Origin of the sequence: Shewanella sp. (assembly GCF_047975355.1) — a bacterium.
Classification (GTDB): Bacteria; Pseudomonadota; Gammaproteobacteria; order Enterobacterales; family Shewanellaceae; genus Shewanella.
The window spans coordinates 1-14,960 of the sequence record NZ_JBKEDJ010000049.1 but is presented as its reverse complement, the minus strand read 5'-3'; the positions used below and the strand labels follow the sequence as shown (position 1 = coordinate 14,960).

The 14,960-nt window shown below is 48.0% G+C and carries 13 protein-coding genes; 4 read left to right on the top strand and 9 right to left on the bottom strand.

The genetic code is table 11. The annotated features are described in order from the left end of the window. Nucleotides 1-63 precede the first annotated feature (63 nt). Nucleotides 64-618: a protein disulfide oxidoreductase gene (locus tag ACK5NH_RS13995; protein WP_416921008.1), complete on the top strand. Its 555-nt coding sequence runs from the start codon at nucleotides 64-66 to the stop codon at nucleotides 616-618. 95 nt (nucleotides 619-713) lie between these two features. Then, on the top strand, nucleotides 714-1,385 hold the full coding sequence (locus ACK5NH_RS13990; protein ID WP_416921006.1) for an RluA family pseudouridine synthase: 672 nt from the start codon (nucleotides 714-716) through the stop codon (nucleotides 1,383-1,385). 122 nt (nucleotides 1,386-1,507) lie between these two features. Here the strand turns inward: ACK5NH_RS13990 and ACK5NH_RS13985 are convergent, their stop codons facing one another. Continuing rightward, nucleotides 1,508-1,942 carry a hypothetical protein gene (locus ACK5NH_RS13985; protein ID WP_023267657.1) on the bottom strand — a complete coding sequence of 145 codons (435 nt, stop codon included), beginning with the start codon at nucleotides 1,940-1,942 and terminating at the stop codon, nucleotides 1,508-1,510. 335 nt (nucleotides 1,943-2,277) lie between these two features. Here ACK5NH_RS13985 and ACK5NH_RS13980 point away from each other — a divergent pair, with 335 nt between their 5' ends. After that, nucleotides 2,278-3,657: a Gfo/Idh/MocA family oxidoreductase gene (locus ACK5NH_RS13980; protein ID WP_416921004.1), complete on the top strand. Its 1,380-nt coding sequence runs from the start codon at nucleotides 2,278-2,280 to the stop codon at nucleotides 3,655-3,657. 58 nt (nucleotides 3,658-3,715) lie between these two features. On the opposite strand, the gene ACK5NH_RS13975 is transcribed toward ACK5NH_RS13980, so the two are convergent. The 8 genes from ACK5NH_RS13975 to ACK5NH_RS13940 form a co-directional block, all read right to left on the bottom strand. Continuing rightward, the gene (locus tag ACK5NH_RS13975; RefSeq protein ID WP_416921002.1) at nucleotides 3,716-4,240 is read right to left on the bottom strand and encodes a CIA30 family protein; all 525 of its coding nucleotides are present in this window, start codon (nucleotides 4,238-4,240) and stop codon (nucleotides 3,716-3,718) included. Nucleotides 4,241-4,315: 75 nt separating this feature from the next. After that, nucleotides 4,316-5,542 carry a serine/threonine transporter SstT gene (gene sstT / locus ACK5NH_RS13970; protein WP_416921000.1) on the bottom strand — a complete coding sequence of 409 codons (1,227 nt, stop codon included), beginning with the start codon at nucleotides 5,540-5,542 and terminating at the stop codon, nucleotides 4,316-4,318. A 171-nt stretch (nucleotides 5,543-5,713) separates the two neighbouring features. After that, nucleotides 5,714-6,613, bottom strand: coding sequence for a chemotaxis protein CheV (locus ACK5NH_RS13965; protein WP_416920998.1), 900 nt, complete (start codon nucleotides 6,611-6,613; stop codon nucleotides 5,714-5,716). Nucleotides 6,614-6,704: 91 nt separating this feature from the next. After that, nucleotides 6,705-8,315 (bottom strand): phospholipase D family protein, encoded by a 1,611-nt coding sequence (locus tag ACK5NH_RS13960; RefSeq protein WP_416921040.1) that lies wholly within the window; start codon nucleotides 8,313-8,315, stop codon nucleotides 6,705-6,707. 35 nt (nucleotides 8,316-8,350) lie between these two features. Beyond that, nucleotides 8,351-8,821, bottom strand: coding sequence for a dual specificity protein phosphatase family protein (locus tag ACK5NH_RS13955; protein ID WP_416920996.1), 471 nt, complete (start codon nucleotides 8,819-8,821; stop codon nucleotides 8,351-8,353). A 66-nt stretch (nucleotides 8,822-8,887) separates the two neighbouring features. Beyond that, complete coding sequence (locus ACK5NH_RS13950) at nucleotides 8,888-10,171, bottom strand: DEAD/DEAH box helicase (RefSeq protein ID WP_416920994.1); 1,284 nt, start codon at nucleotides 10,169-10,171, stop codon at nucleotides 8,888-8,890. 37 nt (nucleotides 10,172-10,208) lie between these two features. Next, on the bottom strand, nucleotides 10,209-10,775 hold the full coding sequence (locus ACK5NH_RS13945; protein WP_416920992.1) for a methylated-DNA--[protein]-cysteine S-methyltransferase: 567 nt from the start codon (nucleotides 10,773-10,775) through the stop codon (nucleotides 10,209-10,211). Nucleotides 10,776-10,892: 117 nt separating this feature from the next. Continuing rightward, on the bottom strand, nucleotides 10,893-12,410 hold the full coding sequence (locus ACK5NH_RS13940; protein ID WP_416921038.1) for a DNA-3-methyladenine glycosylase 2 family protein: 1,518 nt from the start codon (nucleotides 12,408-12,410) through the stop codon (nucleotides 10,893-10,895). A 292-nt stretch (nucleotides 12,411-12,702) separates the two neighbouring features. On the opposite strand from ACK5NH_RS13940, the gene ACK5NH_RS13935 reads away from it, so the two are divergent. Continuing rightward, nucleotides 12,703-14,532 (top strand): ABC transporter ATP-binding protein, encoded by a 1,830-nt coding sequence (locus tag ACK5NH_RS13935; RefSeq protein WP_416920990.1) that lies wholly within the window; start codon nucleotides 12,703-12,705, stop codon nucleotides 14,530-14,532. Nucleotides 14,533-14,960: the final 428 nt, after the last annotated feature.

The window sequence follows — 14,960 nt, the reverse complement described above, 5'->3', positions numbered from 1 at the left end:
TAAGCCTAAGCGTTTACCCTAACGCCTTTGCGATAACGCCTATTTAGTGAGGTTCCCGTCACAGTGACGCCAGCAAACTCAAGTGTTAAGCCATCACAATCCCAAGGTTGGCGCCAAAAGCTGCAAAGCCCGCAATTTTGGGTAAAACAGCTTAGGGATCTCGCCATCATGGCGCTGTTACTCTATGGCGTCAGCCTCTATTTGCAACGGGATATGATCACCGGCCAAGCACCAGCATTAAACGGTATCGCCATTGATGGCAGCCACCTTGCACTTAATACCGCCCAGACTGAGCCAACTTTAGTCTATTTCTGGGGAAACTGGTGCCCGGTGTGCCGCGTGACCTCCCCTATGGTTGAGAGCATCAGTCAGGACCACAGAGTCATTTCTGTCGCCGTTGCCTCTGGCAGTGATAGCGAGATCCAGCGTTTTATGGACGAACATGAATATCACTTTCCGGTGCTGAACGATGACAATGGTGAGCAAAGTACTCAGTGGGGTGCTATGGCGTTTCCTGCCATTTATATTATCGATACCAAAGGGGAGATCCGTTATGTCACCTCAGGCGTTACCTCAACTTGGGGCATGAAGTTCAGATTGTGGTTGGCACAGTTCTAGTTCAGTTCTAACAACCACAGCAAACGCCAGTTCGAGAATATACTGCTTAGTGACTGATATTTTGCTAGTATGACCGCGCAAATGATGAGGATACGATGCAGATATTTGATTACCAGCCCCCTTCAGTCCCTTGGTTAGATCTTCGCTATCAAGATAGAGACTTGATCATTATTAATAAACCTTCTGGATTGTTGTCTAACCCCGGCAGGGCCGCTCATACCTTCGATTGTGCCCTCACCCGACTACAACGCTTGTATCCCGAAACCATTCTCGTGCATCGACTCGATTGCGCCACCTCTGGCATTATGGTGTTCGCCCGCAACAAGAAGGCCGAATCCCAGTTAAAAACCCAGTTCCAAGATAGGCAAAATGAGAAAGTGTATATCGCCGAAGTCATGGGAGTGATAGCAAAGGATGCAGGGATAATCGATTTAGCTATCGCGCCCGATCCTGAGCACCCGCCCTATCAAAAGACGCAAGCGGCAGGGACGGCTGGCGCGAAGAGTGCTCTGACCCATTACCGAGTGCTAGAAAGACGCGAAAACAGCACCTTAGTCGAATTAACACCACAAACGGGCCGAACCCACCAACTGAGGGTGCATATGCTCGCCCTAGGGCATCCCATTCTTGGAGATGAATTTTATGGCGATGATGAGGTGATAAAGGCCAGACCGAGACTCTGCCTTCACGCCCAAAGTTTACGTTTTACCCATCCTTACTCGGGTAAAGCCATGCATTTTTACAGTAAGCATCCCTTCTCGGCTTAACGCACTACCTTATCAATTCCCCAAGCCCTAAAAAGACACAAGGTCGCCTCAGGCGACCTTGTATTTAGCAAAATGGGTTGGTGTTTGCCACTTTATTGATTAGCGTATTTCGCTGCCACTCATTAAGCCACGCGCTGATTGAAATCAATATCCGCCATTAACTTATCGACTTGGAAATAACTGCCCTGCTCATTGCAAAACTGCAGTTGCATGGCGGGCGTCACCATAAAATATTCACCGAAGAAGTTGCCGCCAACATCTTCCACTTTTTGGCCCTGCGGCGTATCGGACAGACTCACTTCATCCAAACTATGGCAGCCATCGCTAAACCAGGTTTCTAAATAATATTTGCCCGCTTCTTTATAGAGGGTAATTTTGTCACCAAGCAGTGGACGCTCATCTAACCAGCGACCAATAATTTCTCGATTTTGCATATCTGTCTCCCGCCAATGAAGGCGACGGCGTTTTTCAATCCCAGACATCCTGATATCCTTATGCAATACCCACTCACCTAAAGTGAACGTCAGTTGTGGTAGTACATTAAGCATAGAACCCATTTACCGCTTTACTCCCCCGAGTCGCAAATTACGTCAAACCCATCACAAAATGTAATTTTTTGGTTAAATTTAATTTGCTAAACATTTAAAAACTAAAAGATAATTTAGCTTGATTAATTAATCGGCAGTGTAGCTTAATTAGAAAATAAAAACGCGATCTTTATCACTATTTACCAATCGCTAAAGTAAAGATAAATACCTTATATCACACCTTATTAATTCACCTTGCTGTATGAGCTTGTTACATCTTTTATTCCCCTCTCACTCAAGGATTCTGATATAACAAACGGGATATTTATCGCCCTACAAACAATTAAAAATAATGCAGGAAGCCTATGCACAATATTCATCGCCGCCATTTTCTAAAAGCCGCGGGCGCCGTTACCGCAGGTCTGGTTACGGCCAATATTGCCCTCAATGCCAACGCCAACAGCGTTGCCCCTAAACCCCGCGTAGGAAAATCCGTTATCGGACTTATCGCCCCGAAAATGGAGCTGGTTAGAGTCGGTTTTATCGGTGTGGGAGAGCGGGGTTTTAGCCATGTCGAACAATTCTGTCACTTAGAAGGCGTAGAACTTAAAGCCATTTGTGATACCCACCAAGCCGTTATCGATAGAGCCGTTGAGCATATCGTTAACCAAAACCGGCCCAAACCTGCCGTCTACACAGGGAATGACCTCAGCTATCGCGAGCTATTAAACCGCGATGATATCGATATTGTAATTATTTCGACTCCGTGGGAATGGCATGCCCCCATGGCCATCGATACCATGGAGAGTGGTAAACACGCCTTTGTAGAAGTGCCACTGGCACTAACAGTGGAAGAATGCTGGCAAATTGTCGACACCGCAGAACGCACTCAGAAAAACTGCATGATGATGGAGAACGTCAATTACGGCCGCGAAGAATTGATGGTGCTCAACATGGTGCGCCAAGGTGTGTTTGGCGAGCTGCTCCACGGTGAGGCCGCTTATATCCATGAGCTGCGCTGGCAAATGAAGGAAATTGACCATAAAACCGGTTCGTGGCGCACCTATTGGCACACTAAACGCAACGGTAACTTATATCCCACCCACGGCTTAGGGCCGATTTCCCAGTATATGAATATCAACCGCGGTGACCGCTTCGATTATCTCACCTCGATGAGTTCACCCGCTTTGGGACGCGCGCTGTATGCCAAACGCGAATTCCCCGCCGATCATGAGCGTAATCAGCTCAAGTACATCAATGGCGATATGAGTACAAGCTTGATTAAAACCGTAAAGGGTCGAACCATTATGGTTCAGCACGATACCACCACACCAAGGCCTTACAGTCGCCATAATCTTATTCAAGGCACTAATGGCGTATTTGCCGGTTTCCCCAATCGCATTGCCGTTGAGCACGGCGGTTTTGGTAAGAGTTACCACGAGTGGGATATGAACATGCAAAAGTGGTATGACAAATACGATCATCCACTCTGGCAACGAATCGGTAAAGAAGCCGAAATCAACGGCGGTCACGGCGGGATGGATTTTGTGATGCTCTGGCGTATGGTTTATTGCCTCCGTAACGGCGAGGCGCTCGATCAAGACGTGTACGATGGCGCCGCTTGGTCTGTGGTGAATATTTTAAGTGAGCACTCGCTGAATAACCGCAACAACTCGGTCAACTTCCCCGACTTTACCCGCGGCGCGTGGGAACATGCGACCCCATTAGGGATTGTGGGCGCCTAAATCGAGGCTAACCGAGCGTTTAGACAGAGGGACAAGCTTTGCTTGTCCCTTTTTTAGTTTAGTAACAACCTATCGATTTAATCTTTAATGAAAAATCACCACTTTGCTGCGCACCAATCACTAGTCCTATGCTACTGAGACGACTCAGATCAATCGCAGCCCGTTCAATCGGCTTACCACGACATTGGGGATGAAACGCCGTAAAGGGGATTTCGATACGTTGCCAGTGAATAATGCTCCCACCGTTGACACCAAAGGATTGATGCTTAGCGTCGGGCATAGGCGCTTGATAAACCGTACTCTGAGGCGTGTAGGCATCTTTGAGGTTAACTTTGTAATGTTTGCTTCTATCACGGTCGAGTTCAAGGTAAATGCCGTTGAATTCACTAACATTTTTAGGCTCAAACTCACAACGCACCGAGGCAAACCCGCCACCATTGGCGAGCGATACATGGCCGCTAAACATCCCATAACCTAACGGAGAGATGGTGAGCTTACTGCGTGACAGGCCGCCCATCACTGTATCATTTACACCATACCAAGACTTAGCCGCACCTAAGTCCTTAAAATCAAAAAGGATCATAACTACTCCCATAAAAAAGCAGCCACCGGAGTGACTGCTCTTATGATACTTTTTCTACACTAACAACAGCACACTTTATCCAAGTTTAGCTTTGTTTTCAGCGGCTTCACAAGCTGCGGCAGTAAAAATTACGTCCGTAGAGCTATTCAGTGCGGTTTCGGCCGCATCTTGAATAACACCGATGATAAAGCCGACGGCAACCACTTGCATGGCCACATCATTAGAAATACCAAACAGGCTACAGGCCAGCGGGATCAGCAGTAACGAACCACCCGCAACACCCGATGCGCCACAGGCAGAAACCGCCGCCACGACACTGAGCAGTAACGCCGTTAATAAATCCACCTGAATGCCTAAGGTATGCGCCGCTGCTAAAGTTAACACGGTAATGGTAATCGCCGCGCCGCCCATGTTAATGGTTGCGCCTAACGGAATAGAGACAGAATAAGTATCTTCGTGCAGCTTTAATTTTTCACACAGCGCCATATTCACAGGAATATTTGCCGCGCTTGAGCGAGTGAAAAATGCCGTTACGCCACTTTCGCGCAGGCAACGGATCACTAGAGGATAAGGATTACGTTTGATTTTCACGTAAGCAATCAGCGGATTAACAATCAAGGCGATAATCGCCATCGCTCCGAGTAACACGGCCAATAGCTTGGCATAACCCGCGATCGCCGCAAAACCAGTTTCGGCAAACGTAGCGGCAACTAGACCAAAAATACCGATAGGCGCTAAACGAATGATAAAACGCACCATTTGCGAAATACCATGGCTCACATCAGCAAACACTTGTTTGGTCGAATCGCTCGCATGGTGCAGGGCTAAACCTAAACCCACACCCCAAGCCAAAATGCCGATGTAGTTGCCCGTCATTAAGGCATTGACAGGGTTATCAACCAGTTTGAAGAGTAAGGTATTGAGTACTTCACCTATACCCTGCGGCGGACTGGTACCCTCAACGCCCGCAACCAACACCAGATTGGTCGGGAACAGCATGCTTAACACCACGGCGGTTAACGCAGCGGCGAAGGTACCAAATAAGTACAGCACCACAATCGGGCGCATATTGGTTTGAGTATTTTTCTTTTGATTGGCGATGGAAGACGCCACAAGGATAAACACCAGAATAGGTGCAATGGCTTTTAACGCACCGACGAAGAGACTCCCTAAAAACGCGACTTGCTTTGCGGCTTCATGTGAAAAACTGGCTAGACTCACACCAGCGATGATCCCCACGAGAATTTGCAGCACCAAACTGCCATTAGCCAACTTGGCTAAAAAGGATGATTCTTGTTTCATTACTTAACCTATCGTTATTATATTTCGGCTGAGTTTCCCCACCCCACACCTTCAACATTGAGGCCAATAAGGTTTTTATAGGATGTGGTGTAACTTGTCTAGCTTTGTAGGGAAATAAGCCAATTAAATTACCCTGCCCCTGCAAAACCCTTACAAAAATCCAACAAGGAACTAGTTTGCTCGCTTAGCCGCTAAATCGGCCCCCCGTAACATTGCCTCCACCAGTTCATGGGCATCAAACTTAGTGAGCGCCTCATTTGCACCCACTTGATGGGCTTGGCTGACGCTGATCTCACTCGACAGCGAGGTATGCAGAATAATATAGGCATTGGCGAGGAGTGGATTATCCCGGACTTCAAACGCCAACTCATAACCATCGAGTCCAGGCATTTCAATGTCACTGACCAAAATATCAATGGGATGATGCTCGGCCGCAGCTTGCTCCATAATCGAGAGCGCATCTTTACCATCTGGGGTAACAAAATAAGGAATGTTAATGCTATCGAGCGCATCGGAGAGCTGTTTGCGCGCGACCTTAGAATCATCCACCAGCAAAATATGCATGGGTTTTAGTTTCTCGCGCTGTACGTCAGTTAAAATCGCACGATTGGCTTCGGGCGCATCGGGGAAAACTTTAGACAATAACAACTCAACGTCGAGTAACTGCACCAATTGATTATCGTAACGCGTCACTCCGGTTAAAAAGGCATTTCGGCCTAAATTGGCCGATGGCGCTTCGATATCGCGCCAATTGCACTCGATGATCTTATCAATAGCACGCACCAAAAAGCCGATAATCATCCGCTGGCAATCGGTAATAATGATATAGCAATGTTGGCGCTCTTCATCGCTGATGGGTCTATATCCTATCGCCGCCGCCATGTCGACTACGGGAATGGTATGGCCGCGAATCGTCGCCGCCCCCATGATCGTCGGATGAGATTGAGGTATTTTACTCAGCGGAGTGTAAGGCACTAACTCACGGATTTTAAGCGTGCCCAGAGCAAAAACCTGTGTTTGCGATAACCGAAACAGTAATAGCCCTTGGGATTGACTTGCCTTGCTTTTCATAAACCTAAATTCTCGTCATCTATTCTGTTTTTATCATAGCGGTTCGTAAAATGAGTTGCGACAGCTAAAACCGCTATTTAGTCACCTTAGCTTATAACTGTGACTCTATTGGCAGTAACCCAAGGAAATCGGCGACAAATACGCGCCAAAATCCGGCGTCAGGTTCACTGTCATAACGCTGTTTAATGGCATCATCCCACCAAACGAGATCCCCTTCTTCCAAGGCGAGTCTATAGGTATTGGTTGACAGTTTTTCTTCAATATTATGAGTGACATGACTACTAAATTGCGGCTGAGTGATCAGCAGTCCAAGTTCGGTATTGACCGCAGCTGAGCGGGGATCAAAATTAAACGAACCGACAAATATCTCTTTATTATCAAACACAAATGATTTGGCGTGTAGACTGCTTTTGGAACTCCCCCGCCAGCTCTGGGAGCGTTCCCCCGCCTGCGCTTTGACTTCGTATATTTCAACGCCCGCAGCTAACAAGGCTTTGCGATATTGTTTATAGCCCGCATGTACCGCCAGCACATCGGTCGCCGCCAGACTATTGGTGAGTACACGCACCCGCTTGCCCGATTGAGCCAAAATGGTAAGCAGATCGGCTCCCGATTGTGTCGGCACAAAATAAGGCGAGATGATAAACAGCTCAGACTCCACCTGCGTCAGATAAGGTAATAGCTGGCTGAGTAACCAAGTGGTTTTATCGCTTTGAGCTAATTTGTCGGGCGGATCAACCAGCACTAAGGCTTTACCCCAAAACCAAGTCATATTGTCGCTCTGCAAATTAGCCAATAACAGGCTCTCGGCTAAGCGTTTTACATATTCGCTCGACTTGGACTGCTCGCGCTGCTCCGCAACCCGCTGGGCAAACGCTTCAAGCTCCGCCTGCGTGGGATTATGGTCACTTAACACTTCAATCGGATGGGTTGAGTCGGCGTTCCAATATCGGTCAAATTCATCGGACACCTTGGGCACGGCATCGCCCATGGCTAACAGATCAAAGTCACCAAATTCGAGATCGCGATTCGCCGCAAAATACTCATCGCCAATGTTACGTCCACCGACAATGGTCATCACATTGTCAACGGTGAATGACTTATTGTGCATCCTATGGTTTAAGCGACTAAAACCAAACAACATAGCAAGGCCGCGGTAATTTCGCTCTGTGCTTGGATTAAACAGTCGGATACTGATGTTAGGGTGGCGCGCTAGAGCGATTAACTGCTCATCCATATCGGCACTGGTCATATCATCCAGCAATAAACGCACTCGCACCCCGCGTTGTGCTGCATCCAATAAAAACCAGGTTAGTAAACGGCCAGTTTCATCATTGCGATAAATATAATATTGCAGATCGATACTACTAACGGCGGACTCAATCAACAGCAATCGCGCCACAAAGGCATCGACACCATCGCCGAGAGGAAATACTCCCGTTTGCTCAGGATGTTGTTCAAGCGCCCCCTTTACGGCCTGATACAAGATTGAATTCGTGGCTAAGGGATGGGCGGTTTCAATTGATTTTGCGGGTAATTCTGGCATTGAGCTACAACCGTTAATCAATAGGAGCAAGAGCCCCAAAAAGAAAATAGAGAGACGAAATACCATTTGTTGGATAGAAGAAATCAACCCGTTGAATCTTATTTCCTTGGCGAAAACGCCACACTTATCTTGCGAAGATATCCCTAATATCGTCACCAAGTGGTATTCCTTAATGATATTAATTCAAATAGTTAGTCTTGCAACGCATAGAGCACATCGAAGGCAAACTGGTCCCAACCTTCGGCAGTAAACGCGATATCACGAATGCTACGCACTTGACTAACGGCATGTAAAGGCGCTGCGCCATTGACCATCAAGTAATAGGCCATGATAAGCCCGGTACGGTCTTTACCCGAACGGCAATGGATTAACACTGGCAAATTATCGGCTTCACACTGCTGAATAAAGGCCAGCGCATGCGGTAACTGGGCTACACATATCGCGATATCCCCTTCCTGCGGCGGCACATTGCGTGAAAAAGGAATGCATTCATATCGCAGTCCGTGGTGCTTAAAACTCCCCGGCTCACAGCCCTCACCGCCATTAACGGATAACACGGCACGGATCCCCGCGGCCTTAAGCTCGGCTAAATCCCAAGGGTCCTTATTGGGGCCACTTCGGCCCGCTATCTTGCCTTCAACTAACCAAAATAGATGCTGCATACTGCTCCCACAAACCAGATGCGAGGGGACGTAAAGATGCACTAAGCATAACTCACGTCCAAGGAATTATGACTTTTTACCCCAAAATTCAACATTCGCCGCGGGTAACTGTTTACGCATTTTCTTGCCTGTGCCTTCGGGCTTAGCCTGAGGTTTCTCCTGTGCTAACACTTCGAGTAGCATCTCGGCATTCGCTTCAAATCCGGGGATTTGTTCACGTACAAGTTTGATTTTGTTTTTCTTTTCAATTACGCCGAAGTGATGATATTCCTCATGGGAAATCAAGGTCACCGCCAAACCCGCCTCTCCCGCGCGGCCGCTACGGCCAATACGGTGCATATAATCGGCCGGACTTCTTGGCAAATCGAAGTTAATCACCACTGGGAGTTTATCAATATCAATACCGCGGGCTGCGATATCGGTCGCAATCAACACACTGATTTCGCCACTTTTAAAGCCATCGAGTACCCGAGTTCGTGCGCCTTGGGCCTTATCGCCATGGAAGACTTCGGCACTGATCCCACGTTTAGACAGCTTCTGTGCGAGGTGATTACAAGTGTTTTTAGCGCTGACAAAAATAAGCGCCTGCGACCATTGATGCTGTTTAATCAAGTGTGCTAACAACGCCGTTTTTTGTTCACGGTTGACTGTGATAACGCGCTGCTCAATGGTACTTTCTTGCTCACTTTGCAGATGATATTCAAGCGGTTGATGGAGTAATTTTGCCGTGAGTGCACGCACTTCTTCAGGGAATGTCGCCGAATACAATAAGGTTTGTTTCTTGGCGGGCAGCGCCTCAAGCACTTGATTTAATTCATCGGTAAACCCAAGGCTTAACATGCGGTCAGCTTCATCCAGCACTAAGGCCGAGACGCGGTTTAACTTAAGCGCATTGCTGGCTAATAAATCCAATAAACGGCCAGGTGTTGCCACCAGCACATCGGCCCCCGCACGTAAACTTTGCATTTGTAAATTGACAGACACGCCGCCGAACGCCGCAACAATCTTAAGTTGGCCATTAAAATGAGAGGCATAGGATAAAAAACTATCGGCAACTTGCTGCGCTAATTCGCGGGTTGGCACCAGTACCAAACAACGCACTTGTCCTGCCGACTTATCCGCGGTTTTCGCCTCAAACAGGCGCTGCAAAAGCGGTACTGCAAAGGCGGCAGTTTTGCCTGAGCCCGTATTTGCCCCCGCCAAGACGTCACGTCCAGTGAGCACGGCCGGAATAGTCGCCACTTGTATGGGTGTGGGTGCCACATAGCTCAGCTCAGAGAGTCGATTACACAGAGGCGCAATAATGCCAAGTTCGGCAAAGCTGGCAACGGAGGGAGAAGCTTGGGTCATAAAAAATTACATGGCTCATCAATAACAAATATGACCGCTATTCTAACGTAAAATGCGCTCCCTTGCTTGTCGATTCCAGCATTAACAGCTGTTGTTTCATCGCAAGCCCATAGGCATAACCGGTTAATTGGCCATTTTTACCAATGATACGGTGACAGGGCACAATAATCGCGATGGGATTGGCGCCATTGGCGGCACCCACCGCCCTGACGGCTTTGGGTCTGTCGATGCGCTCGGCGATATCGGCATAACTGCAACTCTGGCCATAACCGACTTGCACCAGTGCTTGCCAAACCTGCTGCTGAAACTCGGTACCCTTGGGCGCCAAGCTCAAGTGGAACTGGGTTAGCTCACCGCTGAAGTAATCCTGAAGCTGCGCCTTTGCCTGCTCGATATGGCTTTTCGCCCGTGCGAGTGCATCATCGTTTGCTATCATCAGGGGAATATCCGTACGGCTCGACCCAACCACAGTTAAATGGCTCAATCCGTAGGCATTGGCATTGAGTTGTAGCACGCCCACAGGAGTGCTTAAGGTATCGACAACGCAGGGCTGATAATCTTTTGCCGTTGGGGCGCTAATCAGTTGGGATAAGTTCTGACTCATAGTGGTTCTCGTAAACTGCTTTAGTAAAGTGTTTCGAACTGTGTTTCAAATAGTGGCTTTCATATGGAACCTCGGTATTGAATCAATATCAACATGGCCAGGAATACTGTTGGTCTCTTATGCATTGGACCACAACTGGAAGGTCAAATAACTCCCCCAAGGGGCGATATCCGAACTTACCCGCTCGGCAAGTGCTGAATAATCCAGTTGTTTTACCGCTTCAATATCCAAGTTTTTCTGCTCACCAATAGTCGCCAATAATTGTTTTTTCACAATTAAATCTGTGTGCAGGAAGATATTCGGATCGCCAAGTCCACGTAACTTAGCGTAGGCAATGGTCCAAGGGCCAATGCCTTTAACGCCAATCCACTCATCGACTGTGGCCTCGGGGTACTCGCAGATAAAGGCCGCAAGCGCATTCAGCGCCAGCTTGCGCGCGCCGGGCATTTTAAGCTCATCTAAACTAGCCTCACGAATCGCCTGCGGCGTGGGGAACAAACGATATTCCCGCCCGTTTAAACTAAAGCATTCGCCGTAGGCTTCGACCAATAGATTGAGTAACTTAGTGGCCTGTACTACGCTCACCTGCTGACCTAAAACGGCTCGGCAGCCCGCCTCAAACACAGAGCCTGCGCCAGGGATCCTAAGCCCGGATTTGGGGATTAATTTAAGATCGGCCAAACGCAGTAAGTTGTGTTCAATCTGCTGCATATCGGCATCAAGATCTAATATTCGCCGCACTTGGGTGATGAGTTTTTGTAGGCCCGATATGAGCGAATCTGGTGTTAATATCAGCGTGAGTTTAAAACGATGCAAATGCGCCTCATGAACTATGTGCACCACAGCGCGAATATCCTCAATTTGCAACGTGCGGCTATACTCAAGTGGTATATCTTGGTCAATCGCGTCATGGGAGTTATGGTCTGCATTCTCGCTAAACCATTCCATGCCTGCGACGGCGCGTAGGCGATAAAAGGCTAATTGCGCCTGCCAATCGAGCGGCGGTCGATAGTATTGATACAGACTCAAACTGTGCGCTGGTATCTCCTGCGAACAAGCGAGTTTGGCACTCTCCCCTTGGTCTATTTTAATAGTCGATTTCTGGCTGGATTTTCTTAGCTGTGTGGGCGTTAATTGCAGCGCCTGCTGAAATGCCTCGTTAAAACGACGGATGCTGTTAAAGCCTGCGGCAAGGGCGACCTGAGTGATGGGCAACTGCGTCTGATGCAACAACTGTTTTGCGAACAATAACTGACGATAGAGGGCAAATTGTTTAGGTGAAGTGCCAAATCCTGCGGTAAATAACTTATTTAAATAACGGCTGCTGATCCCCAGTTTGTCCGCCAAGGCCTCGACCGTTAATCCGTGCTCGCCAGATAAGGCGCCAGCTTCAATCAAACCTATGGCTCTGTCTAAGGTTGTGTTAGTGCCTTTCCACGGATTAGAGCCAGGAGCACTGTCGGGGCGGCAACGCAGACAAGGCCTGAGTCCCGCCTGAGCAGCTTTAATGGCCGAGTCAAAATAACGAACATTTTCTTCCTTCGGCGCTACTGCTGGGCATACTGTTCGGCAATAAATCCCCGTACTTAACACGCCCACAAAGAACTTACCGTCAAAACGTGGATCGCGGCTCATGCGCGCTTCACGGCAAATCCCGGCGGATATTTGGCAATCCTGCGCGTCGCTTGATGCCAGCTCGTATGGCGGTTTTGGGGCTGAATTTTGGCTCACGCTTGTCTGCTTCATTTGGCTATCCGACAATCTTATTCACAATTTTGTACTTGTCGGTTACTGTACGTCACCCTATGCTAGCACACTCGCGGAAAACGGAACTGGATCATCGCGTGCTTTTAAAGTGCAAGATCCTATATGCTAGACACCTCGACGTTTTCCCCATCCACTTTTCTCAATAAAATAGAGTCAATTCATGTTTAAACGATTTGAATCTTGGGTTGAAGCCCTGCCCGATGGTGAACCTACCAAGCCGCCCACGGGGGTGTATGCGTTTTGCCGGCATTACACTAAGGGCTATGAATTACCGCTTATCTTAATGTCAGTGCTGACGGCATTAATCGCCATGCTCGAAGTCTCGCTCTTTGGCTTTATGGGGCAATTAGTCGATTGGTTAGTGAAAAAAAGCCCTGAGACGCTCTTTCAAGATGAAGGCTCGACGCTGTTATTAATGGGGCTGATGGTCCTAGTGGTGATGCCATTATTAGTGCTATTTCATGCGCTGATCATGCATCAAACCTTGCTGGGTAATTATCCCATGTCGATTCGCTGGCTTGCGCATCGCTATCTGCTCAAGCAAAGCGTGTCCTTCTATCAAAATGATTTTGCCGGCCGCATTGCCACTAAAGTGATGCAAACTTCCCTTGCGGTTCGTGAAACCGTAATGAAGCTCCTCGATGTGCTGGTGTACATTTTAGTGTATTTCACCTCCATGCTGGTGATGGTGGCCAGTGCCGATGTGCGTCTAGTGATCCCCATGCTGATCTGGCTGGCGCTCTATATCGGTTTACAGTGGTATTTTGTGCCTAGGCTGAAAACGGTTTCGACCGAACAAGCCGATGCGCGCTCGACGATGACGGGACGCATTGTCGACAGTTACACCAATATCACCACAGTGAAACTCTTCGCCCATACGGATAAAGAAGCTGAGTATGCCAAGGCGAGTATGCGCAGTTTCCTCGACACTGTGTACCGCCAGATGCGACTTGTCACGGGGATCAGTGTCAGTGTGCAAGTGATTAACTATATGCTCGCCTTCAGCATTGCCGCGGTGTCTATCCTGCTCTGGAGTGACAATGCCATCTCTGTTGGAGCAATTGCAATTGCCGTGAGTTTAGCGCTACGTCTCAATGGTATGTCGCAATGGATCATGTGGGAAATCAGCTCGTTATTTGAAAATATCGGCACAGTGACCGATGGGATGAATACCCTTTCGAAAACGACACTTATCCAAGATTCGCCCAATGCCAACACCTTAGTAGTTGAGCACGGTCGTATCGATTTTAATCAGGTGAGTTTCCATTATGGCGAAGAAACCGGTGTTATCGAAGAGCTGAACCTCAATATTAAAGCGGGTGAAAAAGTCGGTCTTGTCGGCCGTTCTGGTGCGGGTAAATCCACCCTAGTAAACCTGTTGATGCGCTTTTACGATGTTGAAAAAGGCCAAATTTGTATCGATGGTCAAGATATTAAATCGGTCAAACAGGATTCACTGCGTTCGCAAATTGGCATGGTGACCCAAGATACTTCTCTGCTGCATCGTACCATTCGGGAAAATATTCTTTACGGTAATCCAGATGCGAGTGAAACCCGACTCGTTCATGCGATAAAACAGGCTCAAGCCCATGATTTTATTAATGAACTTACCGATCCTAATGGCAATTATGGTTTAGATGCACAGGTGGGCGAGCGCGGGGTAAAACTCTCCGGCGGTCAAAGACAACGTATCGCGATTGCTAGGGTGCTATTAAAAAATGCCCCCATTTTACTGCTCGATGAAGCGACATCAGCGCTGGATTCTGAAGTGGAAGCTGCAATTCAAGAAAGCTTGTACGAATTGATGCAAGGAAAGACAGTGATCGCGATTGCTCATAGATTGTCCACTATCGCCGCCATGGACCGATTAATAGTGCTGGATCAAGGTCGTATCGTCGAACAAGGAACTCATCAAGAGTTGATTGCCGCAGGCGGTATCTATGCCCAGCTTTGGGCCCATCAAACTGGTGGCTTCCTCGGGATTGAGTAGCATAGAGCGTTTCTTAAGCGTACCACTTTGATTTGAAACGTCTTTGAGTTTGGATTAAAAGGCGACCATAAGTCGCCTTTCTATTTGTACTTCATTGTCTGGTATAGATACAGGCACAAATAGTTTGCTGCCGACACTTATCCTCTACAATATCCGCAAACCGAGTCCTTTGAGTATTGTGCTCTGCTCAGAGCGCACGCCGTTTGCCCTCATATCGTTACTGTGATTTGATAAGACGTAAATACCGCAGAAAGTGTCAGCTCACCTCTCACAACACAACCCAAAACAAATAAACGATACGATCTAAATAGAATTGGCTTATGGCTTATGGCTTATGGCTTATGGCTTATGGCTTATGGCTTATGGCTTATGGCTTATGGCTTATGGCTTATGGCTTATGGCTTATGGCTTATGGCTTATGGCTTATG

Coding starts and splice junctions, on each gene's coding strand:
- ACK5NH_RS13985 (WP_023267657.1), bottom strand. CDS start 1,942: ATGGGTTCTATGCTTAATGTACTACCACAACTGACGTTCACTTTAGGT.
- ACK5NH_RS13955 (WP_416920996.1), bottom strand. CDS start 8,821: ATGCAGCATCTATTTTGGTTAGTTGAAGGCAAGATAGCGGGCCGAAGT.
- ACK5NH_RS13980 (WP_416921004.1), top strand. CDS start 2,278: ATGCACAATATTCATCGCCGCCATTTTCTAAAAGCCGCGGGCGCCGTT.
- ACK5NH_RS13975 (WP_416921002.1), bottom strand. CDS start 4,240: ATGATCCTTTTTGATTTTAAGGACTTAGGTGCGGCTAAGTCTTGGTAT.
- ACK5NH_RS13940 (WP_416921038.1), bottom strand. CDS start 12,410: ATGAGCCGCGATCCACGTTTTGACGGTAAGTTCTTTGTGGGCGTGTTA.
- ACK5NH_RS13990 (WP_416921006.1), top strand. CDS start 714: ATGCAGATATTTGATTACCAGCCCCCTTCAGTCCCTTGGTTAGATCTT.
- ACK5NH_RS13935 (WP_416920990.1), top strand. CDS start 12,703: ATGTTTAAACGATTTGAATCTTGGGTTGAAGCCCTGCCCGATGGTGAA.
- ACK5NH_RS13965 (WP_416920998.1), bottom strand. CDS start 6,613: ATGAAAAGCAAGGCAAGTCAATCCCAAGGGCTATTACTGTTTCGGTTA.
- ACK5NH_RS13945 (WP_416920992.1), bottom strand. CDS start 10,775: ATGAGTCAGAACTTATCCCAACTGATTAGCGCCCCAACGGCAAAAGAT.
- ACK5NH_RS13950 (WP_416920994.1), bottom strand. CDS start 10,171: ATGACCCAAGCTTCTCCCTCCGTTGCCAGCTTTGCCGAACTTGGCATT.
- sstT (WP_416921000.1), bottom strand. CDS start 5,542: ATGAAACAAGAATCATCCTTTTTAGCCAAGTTGGCTAATGGCAGTTTG.